The 20,183-nt window shown below is 64.1% G+C and carries 18 protein-coding genes; 9 read left to right on the top strand and 9 right to left on the bottom strand.

The genetic code is table 11. The features are described from left to right. Window positions 1–65: 65 nt before the first annotated feature. From ACOCG7_RS22565 to ACOCG7_RS22555, 3 genes are read right to left on the bottom strand one after another with little or no spacing between them, the layout of a single operon-like run. The gene (locus ACOCG7_RS22565; RefSeq protein WP_347143081.1) at window positions 66–914 is read right to left on the bottom strand and encodes an amino acid ABC transporter permease; all 849 of its coding nucleotides are present in this window, start codon (window positions 912–914) and stop codon (window positions 66–68) included. Next, on the bottom strand, window positions 904–1,653 hold the full coding sequence (locus tag ACOCG7_RS22560; RefSeq protein WP_347143080.1) for an amino acid ABC transporter permease: 750 nt from the start codon (window positions 1,651–1,653) through the stop codon (window positions 904–906). The genes ACOCG7_RS22565 and ACOCG7_RS22560 overlap by 11 nt, the downstream gene beginning before the upstream one ends. Then, window positions 1,650–2,501 (bottom strand): transporter substrate-binding domain-containing protein, encoded by an 852-nt coding sequence (locus ACOCG7_RS22555; RefSeq protein WP_421380075.1) that lies wholly within the window; start codon window positions 2,499–2,501, stop codon window positions 1,650–1,652. The genes ACOCG7_RS22560 and ACOCG7_RS22555 overlap by 4 nt, the downstream gene beginning before the upstream one ends. A 332-nt stretch (window positions 2,502–2,833) precedes the next feature. Between ACOCG7_RS22555 and ACOCG7_RS22550 the strand changes: the two genes are divergently transcribed. The 7 genes from ACOCG7_RS22550 (at window position 2,834) to ACOCG7_RS22520 (ending at window position 10,837) form a co-directional block, all read left to right on the top strand. Continuing rightward, window positions 2,834–4,093, top strand: coding sequence for an aminotransferase class I/II-fold pyridoxal phosphate-dependent enzyme (locus tag ACOCG7_RS22550; RefSeq protein WP_083083528.1), 1,260 nt, complete (start codon window positions 2,834–2,836; stop codon window positions 4,091–4,093). Beyond that, the gene (locus ACOCG7_RS22545) at window positions 4,090–4,956 is read left to right on the top strand and encodes an amino acid ABC transporter ATP-binding protein (protein ID WP_421380070.1); all 867 of its coding nucleotides are present in this window, start codon (window positions 4,090–4,092) and stop codon (window positions 4,954–4,956) included. Before ACOCG7_RS22550 ends, ACOCG7_RS22545 begins: the two co-directional genes overlap by 4 nt. Before the next feature lie 43 nt (window positions 4,957–4,999). Then, window positions 5,000–5,635, top strand: a complete 636-nt coding sequence (locus ACOCG7_RS22540; RefSeq protein ID WP_421380068.1) for a cysteine dioxygenase — start codon at window positions 5,000–5,002, stop codon at window positions 5,633–5,635. Beyond that, on the top strand, window positions 5,635–6,825 hold the full coding sequence (gene metC, locus ACOCG7_RS22535; protein ID WP_347143076.1) for a cystathionine beta-lyase: 1,191 nt from the start codon (window positions 5,635–5,637) through the stop codon (window positions 6,823–6,825). The genes ACOCG7_RS22540 and metC overlap by 1 nt, the downstream gene beginning before the upstream one ends. 61 nt (window positions 6,826–6,886) lie before the next feature. Next, window positions 6,887–8,536, top strand: coding sequence for a rhodanese-like domain-containing protein (locus ACOCG7_RS22530; RefSeq protein WP_083083531.1), 1,650 nt, complete (start codon window positions 6,887–6,889; stop codon window positions 8,534–8,536). Between the two features lie 12 nt (window positions 8,537–8,548). Continuing rightward, on the top strand, window positions 8,549–9,400 hold the full coding sequence (locus ACOCG7_RS22525) for a transporter substrate-binding domain-containing protein (RefSeq protein ID WP_083083532.1): 852 nt from the start codon (window positions 8,549–8,551) through the stop codon (window positions 9,398–9,400). A gap of 3 nt (window positions 9,401–9,403) precedes the next feature. Continuing rightward, a complete protein-coding gene (locus ACOCG7_RS22520) occupies window positions 9,404–10,837 on the top strand; it encodes an NAD(P)-binding domain-containing protein (protein WP_083083533.1) in 1,434 nt (477 codons plus the stop codon). On the opposite strand, the gene ACOCG7_RS22515 is transcribed toward ACOCG7_RS22520, so the two are convergent. From ACOCG7_RS22515 to ACOCG7_RS22505, 3 genes are all read right to left on the bottom strand, one after another. Next, window positions 10,827–11,504 (bottom strand): tripartite tricarboxylate transporter substrate-binding protein, encoded by a 678-nt coding sequence (locus tag ACOCG7_RS22515; protein WP_421380062.1) that lies wholly within the window; start codon window positions 11,502–11,504, stop codon window positions 10,827–10,829. The two genes, ACOCG7_RS22520 and ACOCG7_RS22515, sit on opposite strands and share 11 nt — an antisense overlap. Beyond that, window positions 11,501–13,180, bottom strand: coding sequence for a rhodanese-like domain-containing protein (locus ACOCG7_RS22510; RefSeq protein WP_421380059.1), 1,680 nt, complete (start codon window positions 13,178–13,180; stop codon window positions 11,501–11,503). The genes ACOCG7_RS22515 and ACOCG7_RS22510 overlap by 4 nt, the downstream gene beginning before the upstream one ends. A 217-nt stretch (window positions 13,181–13,397) precedes the next feature. Next, on the bottom strand, window positions 13,398–13,865 hold the full coding sequence (locus ACOCG7_RS22505) for an IclR family transcriptional regulator domain-containing protein (RefSeq protein WP_421380056.1): 468 nt from the start codon (window positions 13,863–13,865) through the stop codon (window positions 13,398–13,400). Between the two features lie 134 nt (window positions 13,866–13,999). Here ACOCG7_RS22505 and ACOCG7_RS22500 point away from each other — a divergent pair, with 134 nt between their 5' ends. Both ACOCG7_RS22500 and ACOCG7_RS22495 read left to right on the top strand, forming a co-directional pair. After that, on the top strand, window positions 14,000–15,010 hold the full coding sequence (locus ACOCG7_RS22500) for an IS110 family transposase (RefSeq protein ID WP_073432975.1): 1,011 nt from the start codon (window positions 14,000–14,002) through the stop codon (window positions 15,008–15,010). Between the two features lie 333 nt (window positions 15,011–15,343). After that, complete coding sequence (locus ACOCG7_RS22495; RefSeq protein WP_421380534.1) at window positions 15,344–16,744, top strand: ISNCY family transposase; 1,401 nt, start codon at window positions 15,344–15,346, stop codon at window positions 16,742–16,744. A gap of 135 nt (window positions 16,745–16,879) precedes the next feature. Here ACOCG7_RS22495 and ACOCG7_RS22490 read toward each other — a convergent pair whose 3' ends face one another. The 3 genes from ACOCG7_RS22490 to ACOCG7_RS22480 all read right to left on the bottom strand — a co-directional run bounded on the left by ACOCG7_RS22490 (window position 16,880) and on the right by ACOCG7_RS22480 (window position 19,876). Further along, a complete protein-coding gene (locus tag ACOCG7_RS22490; RefSeq protein WP_421380053.1) occupies window positions 16,880–17,452 on the bottom strand; it encodes a helix-turn-helix domain-containing protein in 573 nt (190 codons plus the stop codon). A gap of 90 nt (window positions 17,453–17,542) precedes the next feature. Further along, window positions 17,543–18,505, bottom strand: coding sequence for an aliphatic sulfonate ABC transporter substrate-binding protein (locus ACOCG7_RS22485; protein WP_083083537.1), 963 nt, complete (start codon window positions 18,503–18,505; stop codon window positions 17,543–17,545). Window positions 18,506–18,547: 42 nt separating this feature from the next. Beyond that, on the bottom strand, window positions 18,548–19,876 hold the full coding sequence (locus ACOCG7_RS22480; protein WP_421380049.1) for an LLM class flavin-dependent oxidoreductase: 1,329 nt from the start codon (window positions 19,874–19,876) through the stop codon (window positions 18,548–18,550). Window positions 19,877–20,183 lie beyond the last annotated feature (307 nt).

Here is a 20,183-nt window from a genome sequence, read left to right as displayed (position 1 = left end):
CCTTCACGCTTTCGTGCGTTGAAGGCTTCGTCGGTGTGGCGCGCCGTTGGTACGCCGTTCATGCGTCACGCGGAGATGAGCCGCTTCTCAAGCCAACGCGTGAGCTGCGAAATCGGATAGCAGTAGCCAAAGAAAATCACCAGCGTGGCGACATACGTGAGCACGGTGAAACTCGAACGAGCCACCGTGCTGCTCGCTATCTGCGCGGTGTCGATCAGATCGTGAATGCCGACGAGCGAAGACAGCGCCGTACCCATGGTAATGATCGCGTAGACGTTCATCCACGGCGGCAGCATCCGCCTGACGCATTGCGGCAGCACGACATGTAGCAGGATCTGGCTGCGCGAGAATGCGAGAGAACTGGCGGCTTCCCACTGGGTAGTCGGAATAGACGCCACCGCACCGCGAAATACCTCCGCAATGTTCGCACTCGCCGGCAACGCGAGCGCGAGTGTTACCTTGAGCCAATCGGGGAAGGGCAGGGTCGTGCCGAATACGGTGAACTCGAATGGAAACACGTAAGTGGTGAAGTAGATGAGCACCAGCCACGGCGCGTTGCGAAACGCCTGCACCCACAGTCTCGCGGTGCGCCCAACGAACGAGTGGGACAGCGCGAGTGCACCGATCAGAAGACCAATGATCGAGCCGATGGCAATCGCGCCCAGACTGATCAGCACATTCAATGCAAAACCGTGCGCGAGAGCGGGCGTCCATTCGACGAACCGTGCGATGGTTTCGCTGCGCGAGCCGGATTCGGGCGCGGCAGCCCACAGCAACGCGCCGACGATCAGCACACCGAGCGCTGCGGCTGCACCCGAGGTCAAGCCGCGTGTGAGGGAGTTGCCGCGAGCCGCATCTTCGCGATTCGCAATGATTTCAGGCAGCGTGGAAGTGACGATTGCTTTAGGCGCCATAGCCGGGAATCCATAGACGTCGTTCGAGCCAGCGGCCCGCGAGGCTGACCAGCCAGGTCAGCACGCCAAAGAACAGGAGGATCAGAATCATCAGCGCGAGCACGTTATCCCGCTGCGTCCAGATCATGATCGACTGATAGGTGATGTCGCCTACCGCGATGGCCGACGCGAGCGCCGAGGCCTTCACCAGTTCGACGAAATTATTCACGAGCGCCGGCAACGCCGTGCGCAACGCAAGCGGAAACTCGATGCGCCAGAAGCGCGTGGCGCGGTCGAAGCCGAGCGATGCGGCGCCTTCGAGCGTCTGCGACGGCAGCGCGTCGAAACCGGCCCGCAGCGCTTCCGCATGGAACGCGCCCTTATGCAGCGACAGCACCAGCACGACCCAGAAGAACGGCTTGAACGGATTGTCGACATGGCTCTCGCGCAGCCATTGCGTGATCAGCATGTTCAGCACGAGAAACGCACAGTACAACTGCACGAGCGTCGGCGTGTTGCGCGTGAGTTCGACGAACGCGCGCGCGCCGCCCGCGAGCCAGCGGTTGCCGCCGCGCAAGGCGAGCAGCAGAACAACGCCGGCGAGCGCGCTGCCGAGCATGGTGGATACGACGATCTCGATGCTCACCACGATGCCCTGCAGAAACGGCACGCGCTCATAAGCGTCGAGCAGGAAGCGGAAGTCGAGCCCGGCGTGTGCGGTGGCGTCGATCAGTGCACGAAACGATGTCGCCACGCTCATTGCTCCGCAGGCAACTGATGATGCCATTCAGCCAGCGCGGGCGAAGCCGGCGTAAGCTCGTTTTTCGCTTCCTCTTCGATCAGCCAGCCGCTCTTATGCCAGTCGCGGACAATCGCATCGAGTCTGGCCGCCGTGTCCTTTTCGCCTTGCCGCACCCAGATCACGGACGGAGCGGGTTCGAGCTCCGGTTGAAGGGTCCGGTAATCGCGCCACTCGGGATCATGCTGTTGTAGCGGATAAAGCAGCGGTGCAGCGTCATGCACTGCCGCGACACAACTGCCGCCGCGTAAAGCGAGCAACGATTGCGACGCGCCGGGGAAGGCGCGCGGAATCGCGCCGTATTTCTCGACGACCGGCCGGATATAGCTGCTGCCCTGCGAGATGCACACCGGTTTGCCGCGCAGATCTTCCCATTTCGTAATGCCGCTCAAGTTAGGCGTGATCGCCGTGCCGCCAACGCGATAGTAGGGCGTGGGCACGTGATCGAGAATTTCGCCGCGTTGCGGGTTGTATTCCATGTTGGCGATCAGAATGTCGACCTTGCCCTGCTGCAGGAACTGCACACGGGTCGAAGGTTGTACCGACACCAACTGGACTTTCACGCCAAGCCGTTTGCCGATGTCGTTCGCGAGATCCACGTTGATGCCGCGCGGCTGCTGGGTTTGCGGATCGAGTGAGCCGAACGGGCTGCCGGCGATCAGCACGCCGACGGCAATTTCGTGCCGGGCGTTGATCTTGTCCAGCGTCTGGTCCGCGTGAGCCGGTGAGCCGACGGCTGCCGCGAGAGTAGCAGCGATCAGCGCCGGGCGCGAGAAGCGTTTGAGTCTTGCCGCTTTCAGTAATGTCATGAGCGATCGGATGAATGGTGTGGGGTCGGGCGCGCACGCACGCTACAGCGAACGCGCCATTGCAGTCGCATACCCTAGAGCAAGATTGGCGCGAAACAAACGAAATGAATCTGCTAAGCAAAGCGCGCGGACGCTAAAGCATGGCTACGAGCGCTGCCGCGGTTGTTTCGCTCACATAGCAGATCGCTTGATAAGGTTTCGCACATTCGTTGGTTCGCGAATGTCTTTTGTGTTCCTAAAATCGTCTGCTGCTGGTCCGGTGCAACGGCGCCCGGGCGCCCCGTCTGGACGCTGCCATTACCGACTCGCATTCACGACAGGACACCGAACGAATGACGAAACTGATTCTCTCCGAGCGCGCGGCGCGCATCGGCATCGCGCCCAACGCTGCGGCCAAGGCACGCGCGCAGGCGCTGGCCGCAAGCGGCCGCACGGTTGTCGAGCTGACCTCGGGTGAGCCTGATTTCGACACGCCGGAGTGGATCAAGCAGGCGGCCATCGCCGCGCTGGCCGCCGGAGAAACGAAATACACCGCGCAGGCGGGCACGCTGGATCTGCGCAACGCGATCAGAGACAAGCTTGCGCGCGAAAATGGCCTGACGTACCCCGCGGAGCAGATCATCGCGAGCAGTGGCGGCAAGCATGTGATCTACAACGCGTTCGCGGCGACGCTTCGGAGCGGCGACGAAGTGATCGTTCCCGCGCCTTTCTGGCAATCGTTCCCCGCGATGGTGTCGATCAACGACGGCACGCCGGTGCAGATCGCCGGGCTGCGAGAAGACGGTTACAAGCTGACCCCCGCGCGTCTCGAGGCGGCGATCACGCCGCGCACGCGCTGGCTGATCCTGAATTCGCCGTCGAATCCGTCGGGCGCGGTGTATGGCGCGGATGAATTGAGCGGGCTTGCAGCCGTGCTGCGCCGTCATCCGCATGTGTGGATTCTGCTCGACGAAATCTACGAGCACATTCGTTTCGACGACGGCTCGCGCGAACATTGGCTGACGCTTGCGCCCGATCTGGCGGATCGCACGCTGATCGTCAACGGCGGCTCGAAACCTTTTGCGATGACAGGCTGGCGTATTGGCTACGGCGCCGGTCCTGTCGAATTGATCCGCGCGATGACGATCGTCCAGTCTCAATCCACGTCGGCGCCTTCGTCGGTTGGCCAGGCCGCGCTCGCCGCCGCGTTGCGAGGCGATCAGAGGTTCGTGCGCGAGTCGGTCGGGGCGTATCGCGAGCGGCGCGATCTGCTGCTCGACGCGCTGGCGAACATCGAAGGACTGAGTTGCGTCGCGCCGCAAGGGGCGTTTTTCGCGTTCGTGGATTGCAGTGCGCTGATCGGCTCGACAACCGCAAGTGGTCGCCAGATCCTCAGCGATGCGGATTTCGTCGAGTACCTGCTGTACGACCATGGTCTCGCAGTCGTCGACGGCACGTCGTTCGGCGTGCCCGATCACTTCCGGCTGTCGTTCGTCGCTGAGCGCGGCGCGCTCGTGGAGGGCGCGCGGAGACTCGCGGCGGCGGTCGCTGCACTCACGCGTCGCAACGCCGTCGCACGCAGTTCGGAAACACCACTCACGGAGGCGCTATGAACCGTATCGCACTGGAAGAACACGCGGTGCTCGCGGCGGTGCCGCCGGCCGTTGCCGGTAGCGACGCGCTGCAAGCCGCCCGGCAAGGCGGCGGCGCTTTACTTGCGCTGCGCGACGTGCATCTCTCCTACGGCAGCACAGCGGTGCTCAAAGGTATCGATCTGTCCGTTCAACGCGGACAGGCCGTGTCGATCATTGGACCGTCCGGCTCGGGCAAGTCGACGATTCTGCGCTGTATCAACGGACTGATCGCGCCGCAAAGCGGCGACATTCACGTCGACGGGATCGACGTGCGCGCGCAGAAGACCGACGCCCAACGCATTGCGCTGCGCAAGCGCATCGGCTTCGTGTTCCAGCAGTACAACCTGTTTCCGCATCTGAGCGTGCTCGATAACCTGACCATCGCGCCAATGCGCGTGCTCGGGCGAAGGCGTGCCGAAGCCGAAAGCGACGCGCACGCGCTGCTCGCCAAGGTGCGTCTCGCGGACAAAGCCCGTGCGTATCCGGGTGCATTGTCCGGCGGCCAGCAGCAACGCGTGGCGATAGCCCGCACGCTGGCAATGCGGCCCGATCTGATCCTGTTCGACGAAGTCACTTCGGCACTCGACCCGGAAACGGTAGGCGAAGTGCTGAACGTGATCGGCGAACTCGCCGACGAAGGACAGACCTGCGTGCTGGTCACGCATGAAATGCGCTTTGCGGAGGACATTAGCGACGAGGTGTTCTTCACCGAAGGCGGCGTGATCGTCGAGCACGGCAGCGCCGCCGCAATATTTGGCAACCCCGCCAACGACAGAACGCGGCTCTTCCTGCAACGCGCGCGCGGTGAGGACCGTGCTGTCCGTCCGCGGCGCCGCGCCTGAGAACGCCCGATTCCTTGCACCATTCGTCCCATTTCTCTCGACCATGACAACCGCCACGACTCACGACACCCGCAACGACGTCTCCACTCAACGCAAAGAGGCCGTGCAGGCGCTGCTCGCGGACGCCCGCCGCATCATCGGCGAAAAAGGCGTGACGCGCCAAGCGCTCAAGGCGCTGAGCGAACGGCTGCTCGAACTCGCGACCCAGCGCGCGCTGTTCGATGCCGCCGACTTTCCGCCGCCGCAACCTGGAAGCGGCGATACGTCGACCCGCTACAGGCTCAATCCCGGTGAAGACGGCTTCGCGCTCTACCTGAACTCGCTTCTGCCGGGCAAGACGACGATCCCGCATAACCACGATACATGGGCCGTGATCGCGGCCATCGACGGCGCGGAACTGAACCGTCTCTACCGGCGTCTGGACGACCGCCGCGACCCGGATTGCGCGCGACTGGAACTGGTCCAGGAAGTGGTGGTGCGCCCCGGCGTGCCGATCGCGTTTCTGCCCGACGACATCCACAGCATTCACGTTGGCGGCGCGGAGCCGACGCTGCATTTCCATCTGTACGGCCGGCCGCTCGAAACCTTGACGGGGCGGCTCGGCTTTGAAACGGACACGGGTCTCGTGGTGCGTTACAACGCGACGCACATGCAACGCGGCACCCAGGCGGTCGGCTGATGTCGGCGCGTGACGATGGTTTGCTGACGCGCGTTCTGCACGCGGGTTCGCCGCCGTTTGAAAGCGGCTCGGCGCCGGTCAACGTTCCAGTGGTGCGCACCAGCACGGTTCGTTTCGAGCAGAACGCGGATCGGGTTGCATTGCATCAGCGCCGCGAAGCAGGTGAGGCCGTCAGCACCTATGGCCGGCATGGCATGGCGACGCATCGCGCGCTCGAAGCGGCGATTGGCGAACTCGAAGGCGCGAGCAACGTGCTGCTTGCACCGTCGGGACTGTCCGCCGTTTCGCTGGTGTTCATCGCGTTGCTGTCGCCGGGCGATCACGTGCTGGTGCAGGACAGCGTTTACGGCCCGGTACGCGAACGCATCGAACCGCTGCTCACGCGGCTCGGCGTGTCGTTCACCTATTTCGATGCGAGCGCCGGCTTGCCCGCTGCGTTGTTACAGCCGACTACCCGGCTCATCTACGCGGAGTCGCCGTCGTCTTTTCTCTACGAAGTGATCGATCTGCCGGCGCTCGCCGCTTTCGCGCATGAGCACGGCGTGCTGCTCGCGGCGGACAACACGTGGGGCGCGGGGCTGTTGTATCGGCCATTGGCGCTGGGCGCCGACATATCGGTGCAGGCGGTCACCAAGTATCTCGGCGGCCATTCCGATCTGATGCAGGGCGCGGTGTCGACGGCGAACGCGGAGCTCGGACGCCGTTTGCTCGACACGCACGACGCGCTCGGCCTCAGCGTGAGCGCCGACGATGCGTATCTCGCGCTGCGCGGCATTCGCTCGCTCGCGGTGAGGCTCGCTCAGCATGGCCGCAATGCGCTGGAGGTCGCCCGTTATCTGCAAACGGAGGGCGATGTGGTCGCGCGCGTGTTCCATCCCGCGCTACCCGACGATCCAGGCCACGCGTTGTGGAAGCGCGATTTCAAGGGCGCCAACGGACTCGTTTCTTTCGCGTTCCGGCATGCACAAGCGGCGCAAGCGAGCGCGTTCGTGGATGCGTTGCGGCTCTTCGGGATCGGAGCTTCGTGGGGCGGCTTTGAAAGCCTCGCGCTCGTCGCGCCGCCGTCGCGGATTCGCGAGCACAGCTACTGGCGCGGCGCCGAAGCGATCGTTCGGCTGCATGTCGGCCTCGAAGATCCCGCCGATCTGATCGCCGATCTCGGCCAGGCGTTTCGCCGCGTGCTCAAGTGAAGCACGCTTTCGCTCGACCGGCGCCTTAATACCTTTCATTACCGTTCTTCTACGAACCCTCATGGCAGACACTTTTCCGCTGATCCCCGCGACGACCGTGCGCGAATGGTTGAACGACGAGGACGAAATCGCGCTGTTCGATGTGCGCGAAGCCGGCGAATTCGGCGAAGCTCACCCGTTCTTCGCGATCCCGTTGCCGTACAGCCGCCTGGAACTCGACGTCGAGCGGCTCGCGCCGCGGCGCGACGTACGCATCGTCCTGCTCGACGGCGGCACAGATCGTGAAGCGATAGCGCGCCGTGCCGCGCGCCGGCTCCGGACACTCGGCTACACGCACGTGTGGATTCTCGAAGGCGGGGCGCGCGGCTGGGCGGCGGCGGGCTATACGCTTTTCAAAGGTGTCAACGTGCCGTCGAAAACGTTCGGCGAACTCGTCGAGCATGCGTATGGCACGCCGCGTATCTCGGCCGCCGAACTGGCGAAACAGCAGGCCGAGGGCGTGCCGCTCGTTCTGCTCGATGGACGCACGGTCGAAGAGCATACGAAGATGACGATCCCCGGCGCGGTGAGTTGCCCGAACGGTGAGTTGGCGTACCGCTTCGGCGCGCTGGTGGCGGATTCGCAAACGCCCGTCGTGATCCACTGCGCGGGGCGCACGCGCAGCATCATCGGCGCGCAATTGCTGCGCAGTTTCGGCGTGCCGAATCCCGTGGCGGCGCTGGAGAACGGCACACAAGGTTGGGCGCTCGCCGGTCTGAAGCTGGAACACGGCAGCGTACGCCGCTATCCGGATGAGATCGACGCACGTGCAGTTAGCGGCGCGCAACGCCACGCAACGGAACTCGCTGAGCGCTTCGCGCTCGCGACGCTTGATCGCGAGACCGCACAGTCGTGGCTCGATGCCCCTGATCGCACCACGTATCTGCTCGATGTGCGCAGCGCTGCGGAGTACGAGCGCGACGGCGTGCCGGCTGCCGTGCACGCGCCAGGCGGCCAATTGCTGCAGGCCACCGATCAGACGATCGGCGTGCGCCGCGCGCGCGTGCTGCTGGTCGATCACGACCAGGTCCGGGCACCGGTGATTGCGACCTGGCTCAAGCAATTGGGCATCGAGACCGCACTGGTGGCCTCGCGCGATGCCGTGACTTTGCGCCGCGTTGCGTCGTCGGAGCGTGCGGCCCCGCAGGCATCGCCGGCGGAGCAGTCGGCTTTGATCGACGCGCCTCGCCTGCGCGAACTGAACGGCGCCAATCCGCTGCATCTGATCGATCTGCGATCGAGCGGCGCGTACCGCAAACAACATGCGGCAGGCGCGCGCTGGTCGATCCGCCCGCGGCTGCTCGACGAGCTCTCAACTGCCGACCCTGCCGATCCCGTCGTGCTGTTCGCCGACTCGACCGCGCTCGCCGCACTGGCGGCAATCGATCTGCGTGAGGCAGGGTTCAAGTCGGTGTCTATCGCGGCGCGCGGCCTTGCAAGCTGGGTCGACGCGGGCCTGCCGCTGGAATCCTCGCCGGATAGGCCCGCGGACAACGAACGAATCGATTATCTGTTCTTCGTGCATGACCGTCACGAAGGCAACCTCGACGCAGCGCGCGCCTATCTCGCGTGGGAAACGGGGCTGATCGCGCAGTGCGCGCCGGACGAGCTCGACCACTTCCGCCTTGATGCACAGACCGCACAGACGTCCGACGCGGCCCTTTCTCACTGACATCGTCCATTTATGACATTCGGTTTTTTCAAACGTACGTGGCGCGCTTGCGCGCTTCTGTCGATCGCGCTGACTGGCGGTGCGTGGGCGAACGCGGCGCATGCCGACGCCACGCTCGATCGCATCAAGGCGCGCGGCACGCTGGTGGTCGGCGTGGTGCTCGACGGCACCTATGGCTCGCTGGATCCGGTGACGCGCAAGCCGGTCGGCTACAACGTCGAACTGGGCGAGAGTCTCGCGCGGCACCTCGGCGTAAAGTTCGAGGCGGTTGAAGTGACGCCGCCCAATCGCGTGCAATTTCTTCAGCAGGGCAAGGTGGACGCGCTGATCGCCAGCATGCAATACACGAAGGAGCGCGATGAAATTCTGAGTTACGTGCCGACGCCGTTCGAAGAGATCGGCGGCTCCGCGATGGTCCACAAAGGCTCGGGCATTCACGACTGGAAGGATCTGCGCGACAAGCCCGTATGCGTGTCGCAGGGCAGCAACTACACGAAGCCGCTGATCGAGGAGTACGGCGCGCAGGTCAAGGCGTTCAAGGGCATGCCCGAAGCGCTGCTCGCGCTGCGCGGCGGCAGCTGCGTCGCGTCGGTGCATGTGACGCCCGGCATTCAGGCACGGCTCGCGAATACCTCGGGCGAATGGAAGGACTACGAGTCGCCGATGCCGACGCAACTGATTCCGTCTCCTTCGGTGATCTGGGTGCGCAAGGGGCAGACCGACACCGTGGCCGCCTTCGACGGAATCGTCAAGGACTGGCACCACACCGGCTTTTTGATCGACGAAGGCAACAAGTGGCACATGCCGCCTTCGCAACGGTTGCTCGAACTGCATCGGCAGTATGCCGCGAACAAGGAAAACTGATCGATGACACTTACCGCTCATCCTGACGACGAAGCGCGCCGCACCCTTGAACTGCTCGGCCCCGCACCGGAAAACTGGGTCCCGGACCGGCCGGGTATCGATCACAACGTCTTCATCGTCGGCGGCGGGCAGACCGGCTGTGCGTTTGCGTTCGCGCTTCGGCGGGCCGGCATAGGCCGGGTCAGCGTGATCGATGCCGCCCACGACGCGTCGAAGGCCGGCGTCTGGCTGACGCGCGCGCGCATGAACAAGCTGCGCACGCCGAAGTCGCTGGTCGGGCCGGAAGGCGGTCTGCCGGGCCTCAGCTTCCAGGCGTGGCACGAGGCGCGTTTCGGCGCGGCGTCGTATCGCGAGATCGATCGTATTGCCCGTGAGCAGTGGGCGGAATATCTGGCGTGGTATCGGGAGTTTCTCGACATTCCGGTTCGTTACGCCACGCGGCTCGTGAGAATCGAACCACTTGACGCGCATTTCCGCCTGCATCTCGAAGTGAATGGCGAGGCGCGTGTCGAAACGGCCCGCAAGGTGCTGCTGTGCAACGGCGTGGCCGGTAATGGCGGCGCTTTCGTGCCGCACGTGCTGGCGCAATTGCCGGCAGCACTTGTCGCGCATACGTCGCACGAGATCGACTTCGCCGCGCTGCGCGGCAAGTCGGTGGCAGTGCTCGGCGGTGCGGCCTCCGCGTTCGATGCCGCGGCGACCGCGCTCGAAGCGGGCGCGGCCAATGTGCATCTGTTCGTGCGCCGCGCGACGCCGGCGGCCGTGCCGGTTTCGCGTGCGCGCGCCTACCCCGGCGCCTATGACAACTACTTCGATCTGCCCGACGCATTGCGCTGGGCACAGGCGCTGCGCTTCAAGCGCTCGGGATCGACCGCGCCGCTGGACTCGATTCAGCGCGTTACGCGCGTTCCGGATTTCCACCTGCATACCGGCGCGCAATGGGAGTCCGCGCGTGAAGCAGAAGGGCGAATTGCGGCGCAGGTCGCGGGCGAAACGTTCGAGTTCGACTTCGCGATTGCGGGCACGGGCTATTTCATCGATCCATCGGCACGGCCGGAGCTGGCGGATTTCGCTTCGCACATCCGGCTGTGGCGCGATCAATACACGCCGCCTGCCGGCGATGCCGACGAAGGCCTCGGCGCGCATCCCTATCTCGGCGCGGCACTGGAGTATCTGGAGAAATCGCCAGGACAGGCGCCGTATCTGAAAGACATTCACGTCTACAACCCGGCGGGCTTCGTCAGCGCCGGTGTGCCGGTCGGCGACGTGCCGAGCATGAAGCGCGATATTCCGGCAGTGGTTCGGCGCATCAGCCGCGACCTGTTTCTCGCCGATCTCGATTCGCACGCCACGCGGCTTGCCGCGGATATTCCGGCCGATTTCGACGAAACCGCCTATGCGTCGAGTGTCTGGCAGCGTGAGGCGTTCAACGCGTGATACGACAGGATGCGGGCGCGCGTGGCTCCCGCATCGCCGCCGTCAGGGCTGCGGTTCTTGTGCAGAGGCAAGCCGCGTGGTGTCCGAGGAGGGTTTGCCGGCGCTGCCGCGGACCGCGCCGCGGACCCGGAAAAACAGCTGCACGGCCACCAGTAACAGACACGCCGCGAGCACCGTCGCACTGATCGGGCTTTCGAACAGCGAGGCCAGACTGCCGCGCGCGAGCAGCATCGAGCGACGCGAACACGAAGCGGATATTGCCGAGGAAGCCGACGGGCACTAAATCGGCAAGCGGATGGTAGGGCGCGCCGATCACCTGCGGCGCCGAGGTCAGATTGCCGCTCGACGCGTTCAGGACCGTATAGCCGTCCGCGTTCGCATGCGCCGCGTAGCCGGTGCCGTTGGTGCCGCCTGCGCCGCCCCGGTTCTCGACGATGATCGACGTACCCAGCAGTCCCGCAAGATGCTTGCTGACGATCCGCGCGACCAGGTCATTGGTGCCGCCCGGCGGATATGGCGAAACATAGTGGATCGGCTTCTGCGGATAATCGGCCTCGACCGCGCGCGTGATTGGCGCGGCCGCCGCGAAGGCTGCGTATAGCGCTGTCTTCAGTACGTCGCGGCGTGAATGCAGTGCGCGCGCGTGGGTGTCGCGAAGGCGTTTCATTGCGGCTCCCCGGTGTGAAGGACAGCCAGTCGCTCGTGGCTACGGTGTGCCGTGGAGGTGCCGAAATCCAGCGGCTCGATCGCGGCAATGCCGTCACGCTCCACCTGTTCGACCAGTTGCAACTCCCAGGCGAGGTACGCGTTCATCTGCGCGGCGACCTGATCGGGCGCGGCATGGTACGGGCTGTACCATGCGTCGTCGTCGCCGGTGAGGTTGCCGGTGTCGCCTTGTTCGAGGGGCAGGCCGAGCGAGCGCCAGCGGCGCGTGCCGCCGAGCAGCGCCGCGATGTCCGGTCCACGACCGGCAAGCCGGACAGCAAGCCGAGCAGCAACGAGGCCCGCAAGCGTGCCGTCTTCCGATGTCAGGACGATCGGGCCGCTGCCGCCGAGTTGTTCGAGGTGATCGTCGAGCGCGCTGGCGGCAATGAAACGCGCGCCGCGGATATGACTTTCGCGAAACGCAAGGCTTCGGTCGATATCGATCACCTGATACTCGCCTCGCTCGACGTGGTCCGCTTCGATCCACTGCACGCGGCCCGTGGCGCCGAGCAGGCGGCGCCGTTCAGGTCCGGCTTCCAGGTGCGATGCGGCGAGTTGCGCGCTGGCTTCGTCGTCGAGCACGTAGACATCGAGATAACCGAGCTGGATCAGCCATGACGCCGTCATGCGCGCGCGCACGCCGTCGTCGTCGCGAAGCACGACGCGCGCGTGCAGCGTAGCGACGTATTCGTCGGTGGCCTGAACCAGCTGTCCGCCCGGCGCCGAGCGCCAGTTCGCCGGATGCCCCGCTTCGTATTCGAGCGGGTGGCGCACGTCGAAGCGGTACAGCGTGTGCGTCGACGTTTGCTTTTCAAATGCCGTCAGTGCGTCGGCGTCGATCACGCGCACGCCCGCTCTTTCCGCCGCTGCTTGCGCGAGGCGGCGCGCGGCGGCTAAGGCCTCGGCATCGGGGCGCGGCGCGGTGCGTGTCTGTCCGTGTTCCAGTGCGAGGCCGGACAGAAGCCACGCCATTGAGCCGCCCGTGAGCGCTGCAACCGGATTGGGAATGCCGGCGTTGATCAACGACTGTGCGCCGAGAATGCTGCGCGTGCGTCCTGCGCAGTTCACCACGATCAGCGTATCCGGCGACGGCGCCGCCGCGAGCGCGCGATAGACCAGTTCCGCGCCCGCGCATTCGATCCCGCCCGGGATGTTCATCATGTGATATTCGCCGAATGGGCGGCTGTCGAGCACGATCAGATCGTCGCCCGCGTCCTGACGTGCCTTGAGCGTCATCGCATCGATATTCGGCGTGTGCAGGCGCGTTTCGATGATTTCGCCGAAGGCCTTGCCCGGGACGTTGGTGCCGCTGAACACTTCATAGCCGGCGCGCGCCCAGCCGTCGACGCCGCCGTCGAGAATCGACACGTTGGTGTAGCCGAACTCGTCGAGCAACGTCGCGGCGCGCCGCGCGTATTCACCGTGTTCGTCGATCAACACGACCGGCGTGTCCGCTCTCGGCACGAGACGCGCGACTACGTAGCCCAGGCGGCCAACCGGCGCGACCGACGAGTGGAACAGGCGCCGGCGCGCGGCCACACCTTCTTCGCGCACGTCGAGCAGGGCGATTTCGCTGTTGCCGGCGAGCAGCGCTTTGAGTTCCTTGGGCGACACCGTACGACCGGGTTGGGCACTCATTGTTGCAGGGTCCTTGTTGCAGGGCGCGCTGGCGGGCCACGCGCTTCCTCATCGAAAATGGGAAATTTTTTCTACTTTTCGATTATGCGAGGGAGGCTGCAACGCTCTAACCAAGAAATCGGCGTGAGCTTCCGAGAAATAAGGGAATGCGCGCGGCGACGCCGGCCGGGCGGCGTGGCGAGGAAAAAGCTGCGAGGGGCGGGTTTGGGTCTGGCGATCAGATATCCAGAAAGCGGGCGACGGCCCGTACCGCAAGCGACGTGTTCGACAGAATCGCGGTCGCCTCGAGCAGATCGCGGCGCATCGCGGCGACGCGGGGTTTGGTGAAGTACTTGCTCGGACCGGTCAATACGATTACGCCGATGGCTCGCTGATCCGGCAAAGCGAGTCGCGCGCCCACTGCGGAGATGCCGAGAATGTTCTCGTTGAAGTTGGTCGAGATGCCGGTCGCGGCAATCTGGTCGAGATCGAGCATCAACGTGCCGCGCTCGGTGATGGTCTGCGGCGTGCGCGACGCGTACGGCGCCGCGCCGAGCAGCGCGTCGCGTTCGGCCACCGGCAGCTCGCTGAGCAGCAGTTTGCCGGAGACCGTGCAATGGAACGGCGTCAGATGCTGGGTCTCGTAGTAGGGCGCTACGTTATCGCGGCCCAGCACGATGTCGACATAAAGCCGCGTCGTGCCCATGAAAACTGTAGTAGCTTTATAGATGGAATGGTCGCCTCCCGCCTTAACGGGCCAACCGACGCCGCAGCAACCCCGGCGACGATGTCGAGCCCGAGTATCGTCTCCGTTGGGATATCCCGTTAAGGAGAAAGCTGATGGAACCCACGACTATTGCCATCGACCTGGCCAAGCGCGTTTTCCAGATTCACTACGTCGAGCCTGTGACCGGCGCGATTCGCAGCAAGGTGCTCAAACGCGCCCAGCTCGTGCCGTTCTTCGCCAACCGGCCTGCGACTTGTGTCGTTATGGAGGCCTGCGGCAGCGCCCATCACTGGGCCCGTGTCCTGGCGCGGCTTGGCCACGACGTGCGGCTCATCGCAGCCCAGTTCGTCCGACCGTTCGTGAAGTCGAACAAGAACGATGCCGCGGATGCCGCGGCGATCTGGGAAGCGGCCCAACGTCCCGGCATGCGTTTCGTAGCTGTCAAGACGGAAGACCAGCAGGCCATGCTTGCGATGCACCGCATACGCCAGCAACTCGTCAGGATCCGTGTCATGCAGGTCAACCAGCTTCGCGGATTGCTCTACGAATTTGGCGTGATACTGCCGGCAGGTCGCCGTGCATCGATAGAGGCAGCCAAAGTCGCGCTGGCGTCGATGGCTGAGCAGTTGCCCACTATGCTGGCAGACAGCCTGCAGGACCAGATCTCGCGGCTACGTGGACTCGACGAGCAGATTGCCCGGATCGAACAGCGCATTCTCGAGTGGCGACGCAACAACGATGCATGCAGACGCATTTCCGAAATCCCCGGCGTGGGAGTACTCACGGCCACTGCTGCAGTATCGGTAATTGGACAGGCGAAGACCTTTCGCTCCGGCCGGGAGTTCGCTGCCTATTTGGGCCTCGTGCCGCGACAGAACGGCTCTGGGGGCAAGGTAAAGCTTGGCGGGATCAGCAAACGCGGGGACGTGTACTTGCGAACGCTACTGATCCACGGCGCGCGATCGGTCATCTCAAGTTCAAGGTATTTGCCGGAGCGCTTGCGCCAGATGCTGACCCGGCGTCCAACGAATGTCGTTGCCGTTGCGCTCGCCAACAAGATGGCGCGAACAATCTGGGCGCTGCTCGCGTATGGTCGAACGTATCAGGCAGCACCAGCGCAGTAAGCACGAACCGTAGCCTTTAACCCATCCACGGTTGCACAGGTGTATTGAACGATGGCAAGACAGGTTGGACCGCGTGAAGGCAAGCCTGAGACATTTCTCGGACTTCGAGTCCGTTATTTAGATTAGGACCTTTGCGGCGAAATCCATCGGGGCCGGCGGGTACGTTCCGCAATCGAGTCCGGATATAAGTCCGCAACCACCCTTCTCGCTACGAACAATTACCTTGCAAATGGGAGGCGACCATATAAGAAATGTCGCGTTCTAGCCATTTAGAGATGTCGTGTTCTGCTCTGGGTATGCTTGCCGGTTCCCCGCGGGATTACGGAGCCGGCCATGCATCCAGCGACACTGGTGACATTGAACATGCGCGAACTCGACCGACTGAAGGTGATCCAGGCTGTGGTGGACACCGGTCTGAAACCTGGACGTGCTGCCGACCGGCTGGGCCTGACGGTGCGGCAGATCGAGCGGCTGGTAATCCGGTATCGTGAATCAGGCGCAGCGGGCCTGGTCTCACGCAAACGCAGCCGACCGGGTAACCGGCGGCTGGACGACGACGAGGCCCAGCGCGCCCTGGCGATTATCCGCGAGTACTACGCCGATTTCGGCCCAACGCTGGCCTGCGAGAAGCTGCACGAATGCCACGGCACACGTCTGGCGAAGGAAACGGTCCGCAGGCTGATGACGGACGCGGGCCTATGGGTGCCGCGCCGGCAGCGGCCGCCGAAGGTCTACCAGCCGCGCGCGCGGCGGTCGTGCCTGGGCGAGCTGATCCAGATCGACGGCAGCGAGCATCCCTGGTTCGAGGACCGGGCGCCGCAGTGCACGCTGCTGGTGTACGTCGACGACGCAACGAGCCGGCTGATGCACGTGCTTTTCACGGCCACGGAATCGACCTTCAGCTACTTCGAGGCGACGCGTGCGTACATCGAGCGTCACGGCAAGCCGGTGGCGTTCTACAGCGACAAGGCGAGCGTGTTCCGGAACACGGCCGCAAGCAGGACCGGCAATAGCGTGACGCAGTTTGGTCGCGCGATGTACGAGCTGAACATCGACACGATCTGTGCAAACAGTAGCGCGGCCAAGGGCCGTGTCGAGCGCGCGCACCTGACGCTGCAGGACCGGATGGTGAAGGAAATGCGCTTGCGCGACATCCGCACGATCGCTGCGGCCAATGCCTGGGTGCCCTCCTTCATGGCGGCCTACAACGCGCGTTTCGCAAAGCCTCCGAAGAGCGACTTTGACGCACACCGTCCGCCGAGGGCTGACGAGAACCTTGAACTCGTGCTCACGTGGCGCGAGCCGCGCAAGGTGACGAAGGCGCTGACCGTGCAGTACGACCGCGTCATGTATCTGCTGGACGATACGCCGGCGCATCGCAAGCTGATCGACCGGTATATCGAGGTCTGGGAGTATCCGGATGGGCGAATCGAACTTCGGGCAGATGGCGGTGCATTGTCGTGCAGGCAGTATGACCGGCTGACAGAAATCGATCAGGGCGCGATCGTCGAGCATAAACGTTTGAGCCACGTGCTGCAGGTCGCGCAGGTGATTCAGGCTCAACGCGATAACAGCCGGATCGGCAAGGCGCCTTCACGAACGCATCTGGGGGTTGCAACCAGGGCTGAGGGCAGCTCGCCGGGCAAGAAGAAAGAACGCGAATTCACCCAGACTGACATCGAGCATGTGATCGTGGATCTTGCCCAGCAAAGACAGATAACCCGCAACCCGTAAACCTGGCCGGTGGTCTGCAGGGTCAGTCGAAACAGACGTCGGCGCCCTGCCCATTCACGGCGGATCCTTCGACACTGGGTGATCAGTAACCGATGAAAGACCGACCTTTTAACCCTGAAAACACGACATTTGTATTTAGCCGCCGCCACGACATCTTGAAATGGCCTCGACAAAAACGATCAGGCCGGCGGATGCGCCGTATTCGTGCTGCAGCGTTTTGAGGGTGTCCCCTGTATCGCGCCTTAGAAGGTTCAGCGGATGGTCGATCGCGAGCGGGCACACCGCGCGCGGCGTCGGGTAGTAGCGATTGCTCGTGTCGCGGTAGATGTAGCCGGCCTGCGTCAGCGTTTGCAGCAACCGGTGGCAGGTGCTCGACGACAGGCCGACTGTCTCGCCGATCTCGATCAGCGTAAGCGGGCGAGCCGCTCCAATGACCGCCGAGAGGATCGTCAGACCGCGCGTGAGCGCGCCGCTCTCGGTCGATTTGTCCGCGCCGGGACGCTCGGCGACCGGCAGTTCGGTGACGTTGTCAGCGGTACGGCTGCGTGGCGCGCCGTTGCCGCGGGCCTTGGCCGGTTTGGCTGCCTGGGTTGTTCTGATTGCTTTCATCGATCGTGGAAGAAGTCGGCGCGCCAGGTTCGGGCGGCGTGGCGAGGTGGCCTCGACTCCCGGTCGAGGCGAGGCCGGGCGGGCGGGGGACATCGGCATGCTACGCCATCGCGGTGATGCGAACGTGCATTGTAAATCGCGTGACTGCGAAGACTTCGTTCACGCGACGTCTCGCCGGATGAACCCGTCTCACCTGATATCGACCACCGCTTGCCGCACGTCCACGGCGCGCGGAATCACCTTGTTGCGGAACGCCAGATCTGCTGCATCCTGCTGCGCCTTGATGACCTGGTCGTCAAGCGGGTAGGTCGCACCCCATTCGAGACGCGGCAGGGCTTTCTCCCAAACCGCACGCGGTACGCCCGTGTTCGTGCTGAGCAGATCGACGGTCTGGGCAGGATGCGCGAGGCTGTACTTCGTCTGCTGGTCCAACTGATCGAACAGCAGGCGCAGCGCCGCTGGATAGGTACTGGCGAAAGTCCGCGTCGAAATATAAAAGCCGTACTGGGGAACGGAAAGCTCGCCAATCCTCAGGATGGTCCGTGCGCCCGTGCTCAATTGCGTGTCGGCGTAGCGCGGATCGGGCACCGCCCACGCGTCGACGTCGCCGCGCTCGAAGGCGGCGCGCGCGTCGCTGTAGGCCAGATAAACGAAGCGGGTGGAAGCCGGATCGATCCCGGCGTCGGTCAGCGCTTTCAGCACGAACAGATGCCCTTGCGATCCTTTTGCGAACGCGATCTTCTTGCCCGGCAGATCGCGGACCGTTTTGATCGGCGAATTTTTTGCAACGATGATGCCGTAACTGTTCTGCAATGGCGGCGAGTACGCGGCATAGACCACGGACGGCGCACTGCCGGACTGCGCGAGAATGGGCGGCGTGGAGCCGACGGTGCCGACATCGACATCGCCGCTGTTGATCGCTTCGACGAGCGGCGCGCCGTAGACGAACTCGATCCATTTCACCGCGACGTGATGTGCGGCGAACGCCTTCTCCAGGTTACCGGAAAAGCGCAACGCCACTAGCCCGTCGCCTTTCTGGACGCCGATGCGGATTTCCTTCGGATAAGCATCCGCGGACCATGCCGCCGGAGTTGCGCCGAAGGCGCAGAGCGTGGTCACGACTAACAGCAGGTAATGCCATGAAAGAGTCATCGAGGAAACCGATTGCAAAATTATCGTGAGACGCCGGATCGCTCAGGCGGGAAAGTGCTGATTCTGCGGACGCGTCAGCCCATAGTGACCGCGCAAGGTGTCCGCTTCGTACTCGCGACGGAACAGACCGCGTCTCTGCAGGATCGGCACGACCTGGTCGACGAACACGTCGAGCTGCGCCGGCAGGACCGGCGGCATGAGGTTGAAGCCGTCTGCCGCCCGGCTTTCGACCCAGTCCGCTATCACGTCGGCCACGCGTTCCGGCGTGCCCGCGAGCGTGAAATGTCCACGGGCGCCGGCGAGCTGGTGCAGCAATGCTCGCAGGGTTGGACGCTCGCGCGCCACGAGGCTCGTGATGACCGCCGCGCGGCTTTGTGCCGCCTGAACCGTCGCGGGGTCGGGGAAGTCGTCCGCCGAAAGCGGTAGGTCCAGGTCCAGACGAGAGAAGTCGTGGCCGCCAAAACGGTTGGACAGACGCTCCAGTCCCACGCTGATCTCCGTGAGGCCATTCAGTTCTTCAAGAAGCGCGTGGGCCTGCGCCTCGCTCGACGCAATCGCCGCGCTGAGGCCGGGCAGGATCACGAGCTGATCCGCGGAGCGCCCTTGCGAAACGGCGGCGGTCTTCAGGTCTGCGTAGAAATCGATCGCGGATGCCTTGGTCAGATGCGCGGTGAACACAGCTTCGGCGTATCTGGCGGCGAACTGCTTGCCCGCCGCCGACGAACCCGCCTGCACGAGCACCGGCCAGCCTTGCGGCGGCCGCGGCAGGTTGAGCGGTCCCGCGACCTTGAAGAACTCGCCCTTGTGGTTGATTGCGCGAATGCGCGACGGATCCAGGTAGCGTCCTGCCGCGACGTCGTCGGTGACGGCGTCGTCGGCCCAACTGTCCCACAGCCCCGTGACGACTTCGAGGAACTCATGTGCTCTCGCGTAGCGCTCCGCATGTTCGATCTGCTGGTCTTGACCGAAATTCGGACCGGCGCCCCGCACCCATGAGGTCACGATGTTCCAGCCGACCCGCCCGCGCGTGATGTGATCGAGCGAAGCGAACTGGCGGGCGAGGTTGAATGGCTCCGTGTAGGTGGTGGAGGCGGTGGCGATCAGGCCGATACGCTGCGTGACGTGGGCGAGCGCGGCCAGCGTCGTGATGGGTTCCAGCGCGCCGCTGGCCACGAATTGGGCGCCGTCGCCGAGCGCGAGCGAATCGGCGAGAAAGAGCGAATCGAACAGCCCCTTCTCGGCCTGCATGGCCAGTTGTCCAAAGTAATCGATATCGGTCAGCGCGTGCCGTGATGCACCGGGATGACGCCAACCTGCCTCATGATGGCCGCGGCCGTGAACGAACAGATTGAGATGGATAGATCGGGACATGAAGATCACCAGAATGACGGATTGACGCCAGCAGGCTCTGGCGCAGCGCGGAGGTCATTCTAGGTCGGGCACGGCTGTGGATTAACCATCGACCTGTCATATGGATATCCGCTTTTGCGGGAAGCGGCGATTGGCATTCCGCGCTTGTTGAAAGAGAAGGGATGTCGACATGGCTGCGCAGAATTGCATATACGAATTGCTTGGTTGGGGGAGCACGACAGGCCCCATAGAATAAAACGGAATTTTTCTTCCAAAATCTGCAGATCCGGCTGGCGGGAAAAGGATTCCGTGCCCTGTGCTCAGGGTG

The organism is Paraburkholderia sp. DD10 (assembly GCF_049177125.1).
Taxonomy (GTDB): Bacteria; Pseudomonadota; Gammaproteobacteria; order Burkholderiales; family Burkholderiaceae; genus Paraburkholderia; species Paraburkholderia terricola.
Note: the sequence above shows the minus strand (reverse complement) of the source record. Positions and strands in the feature narration are given on the sequence as shown.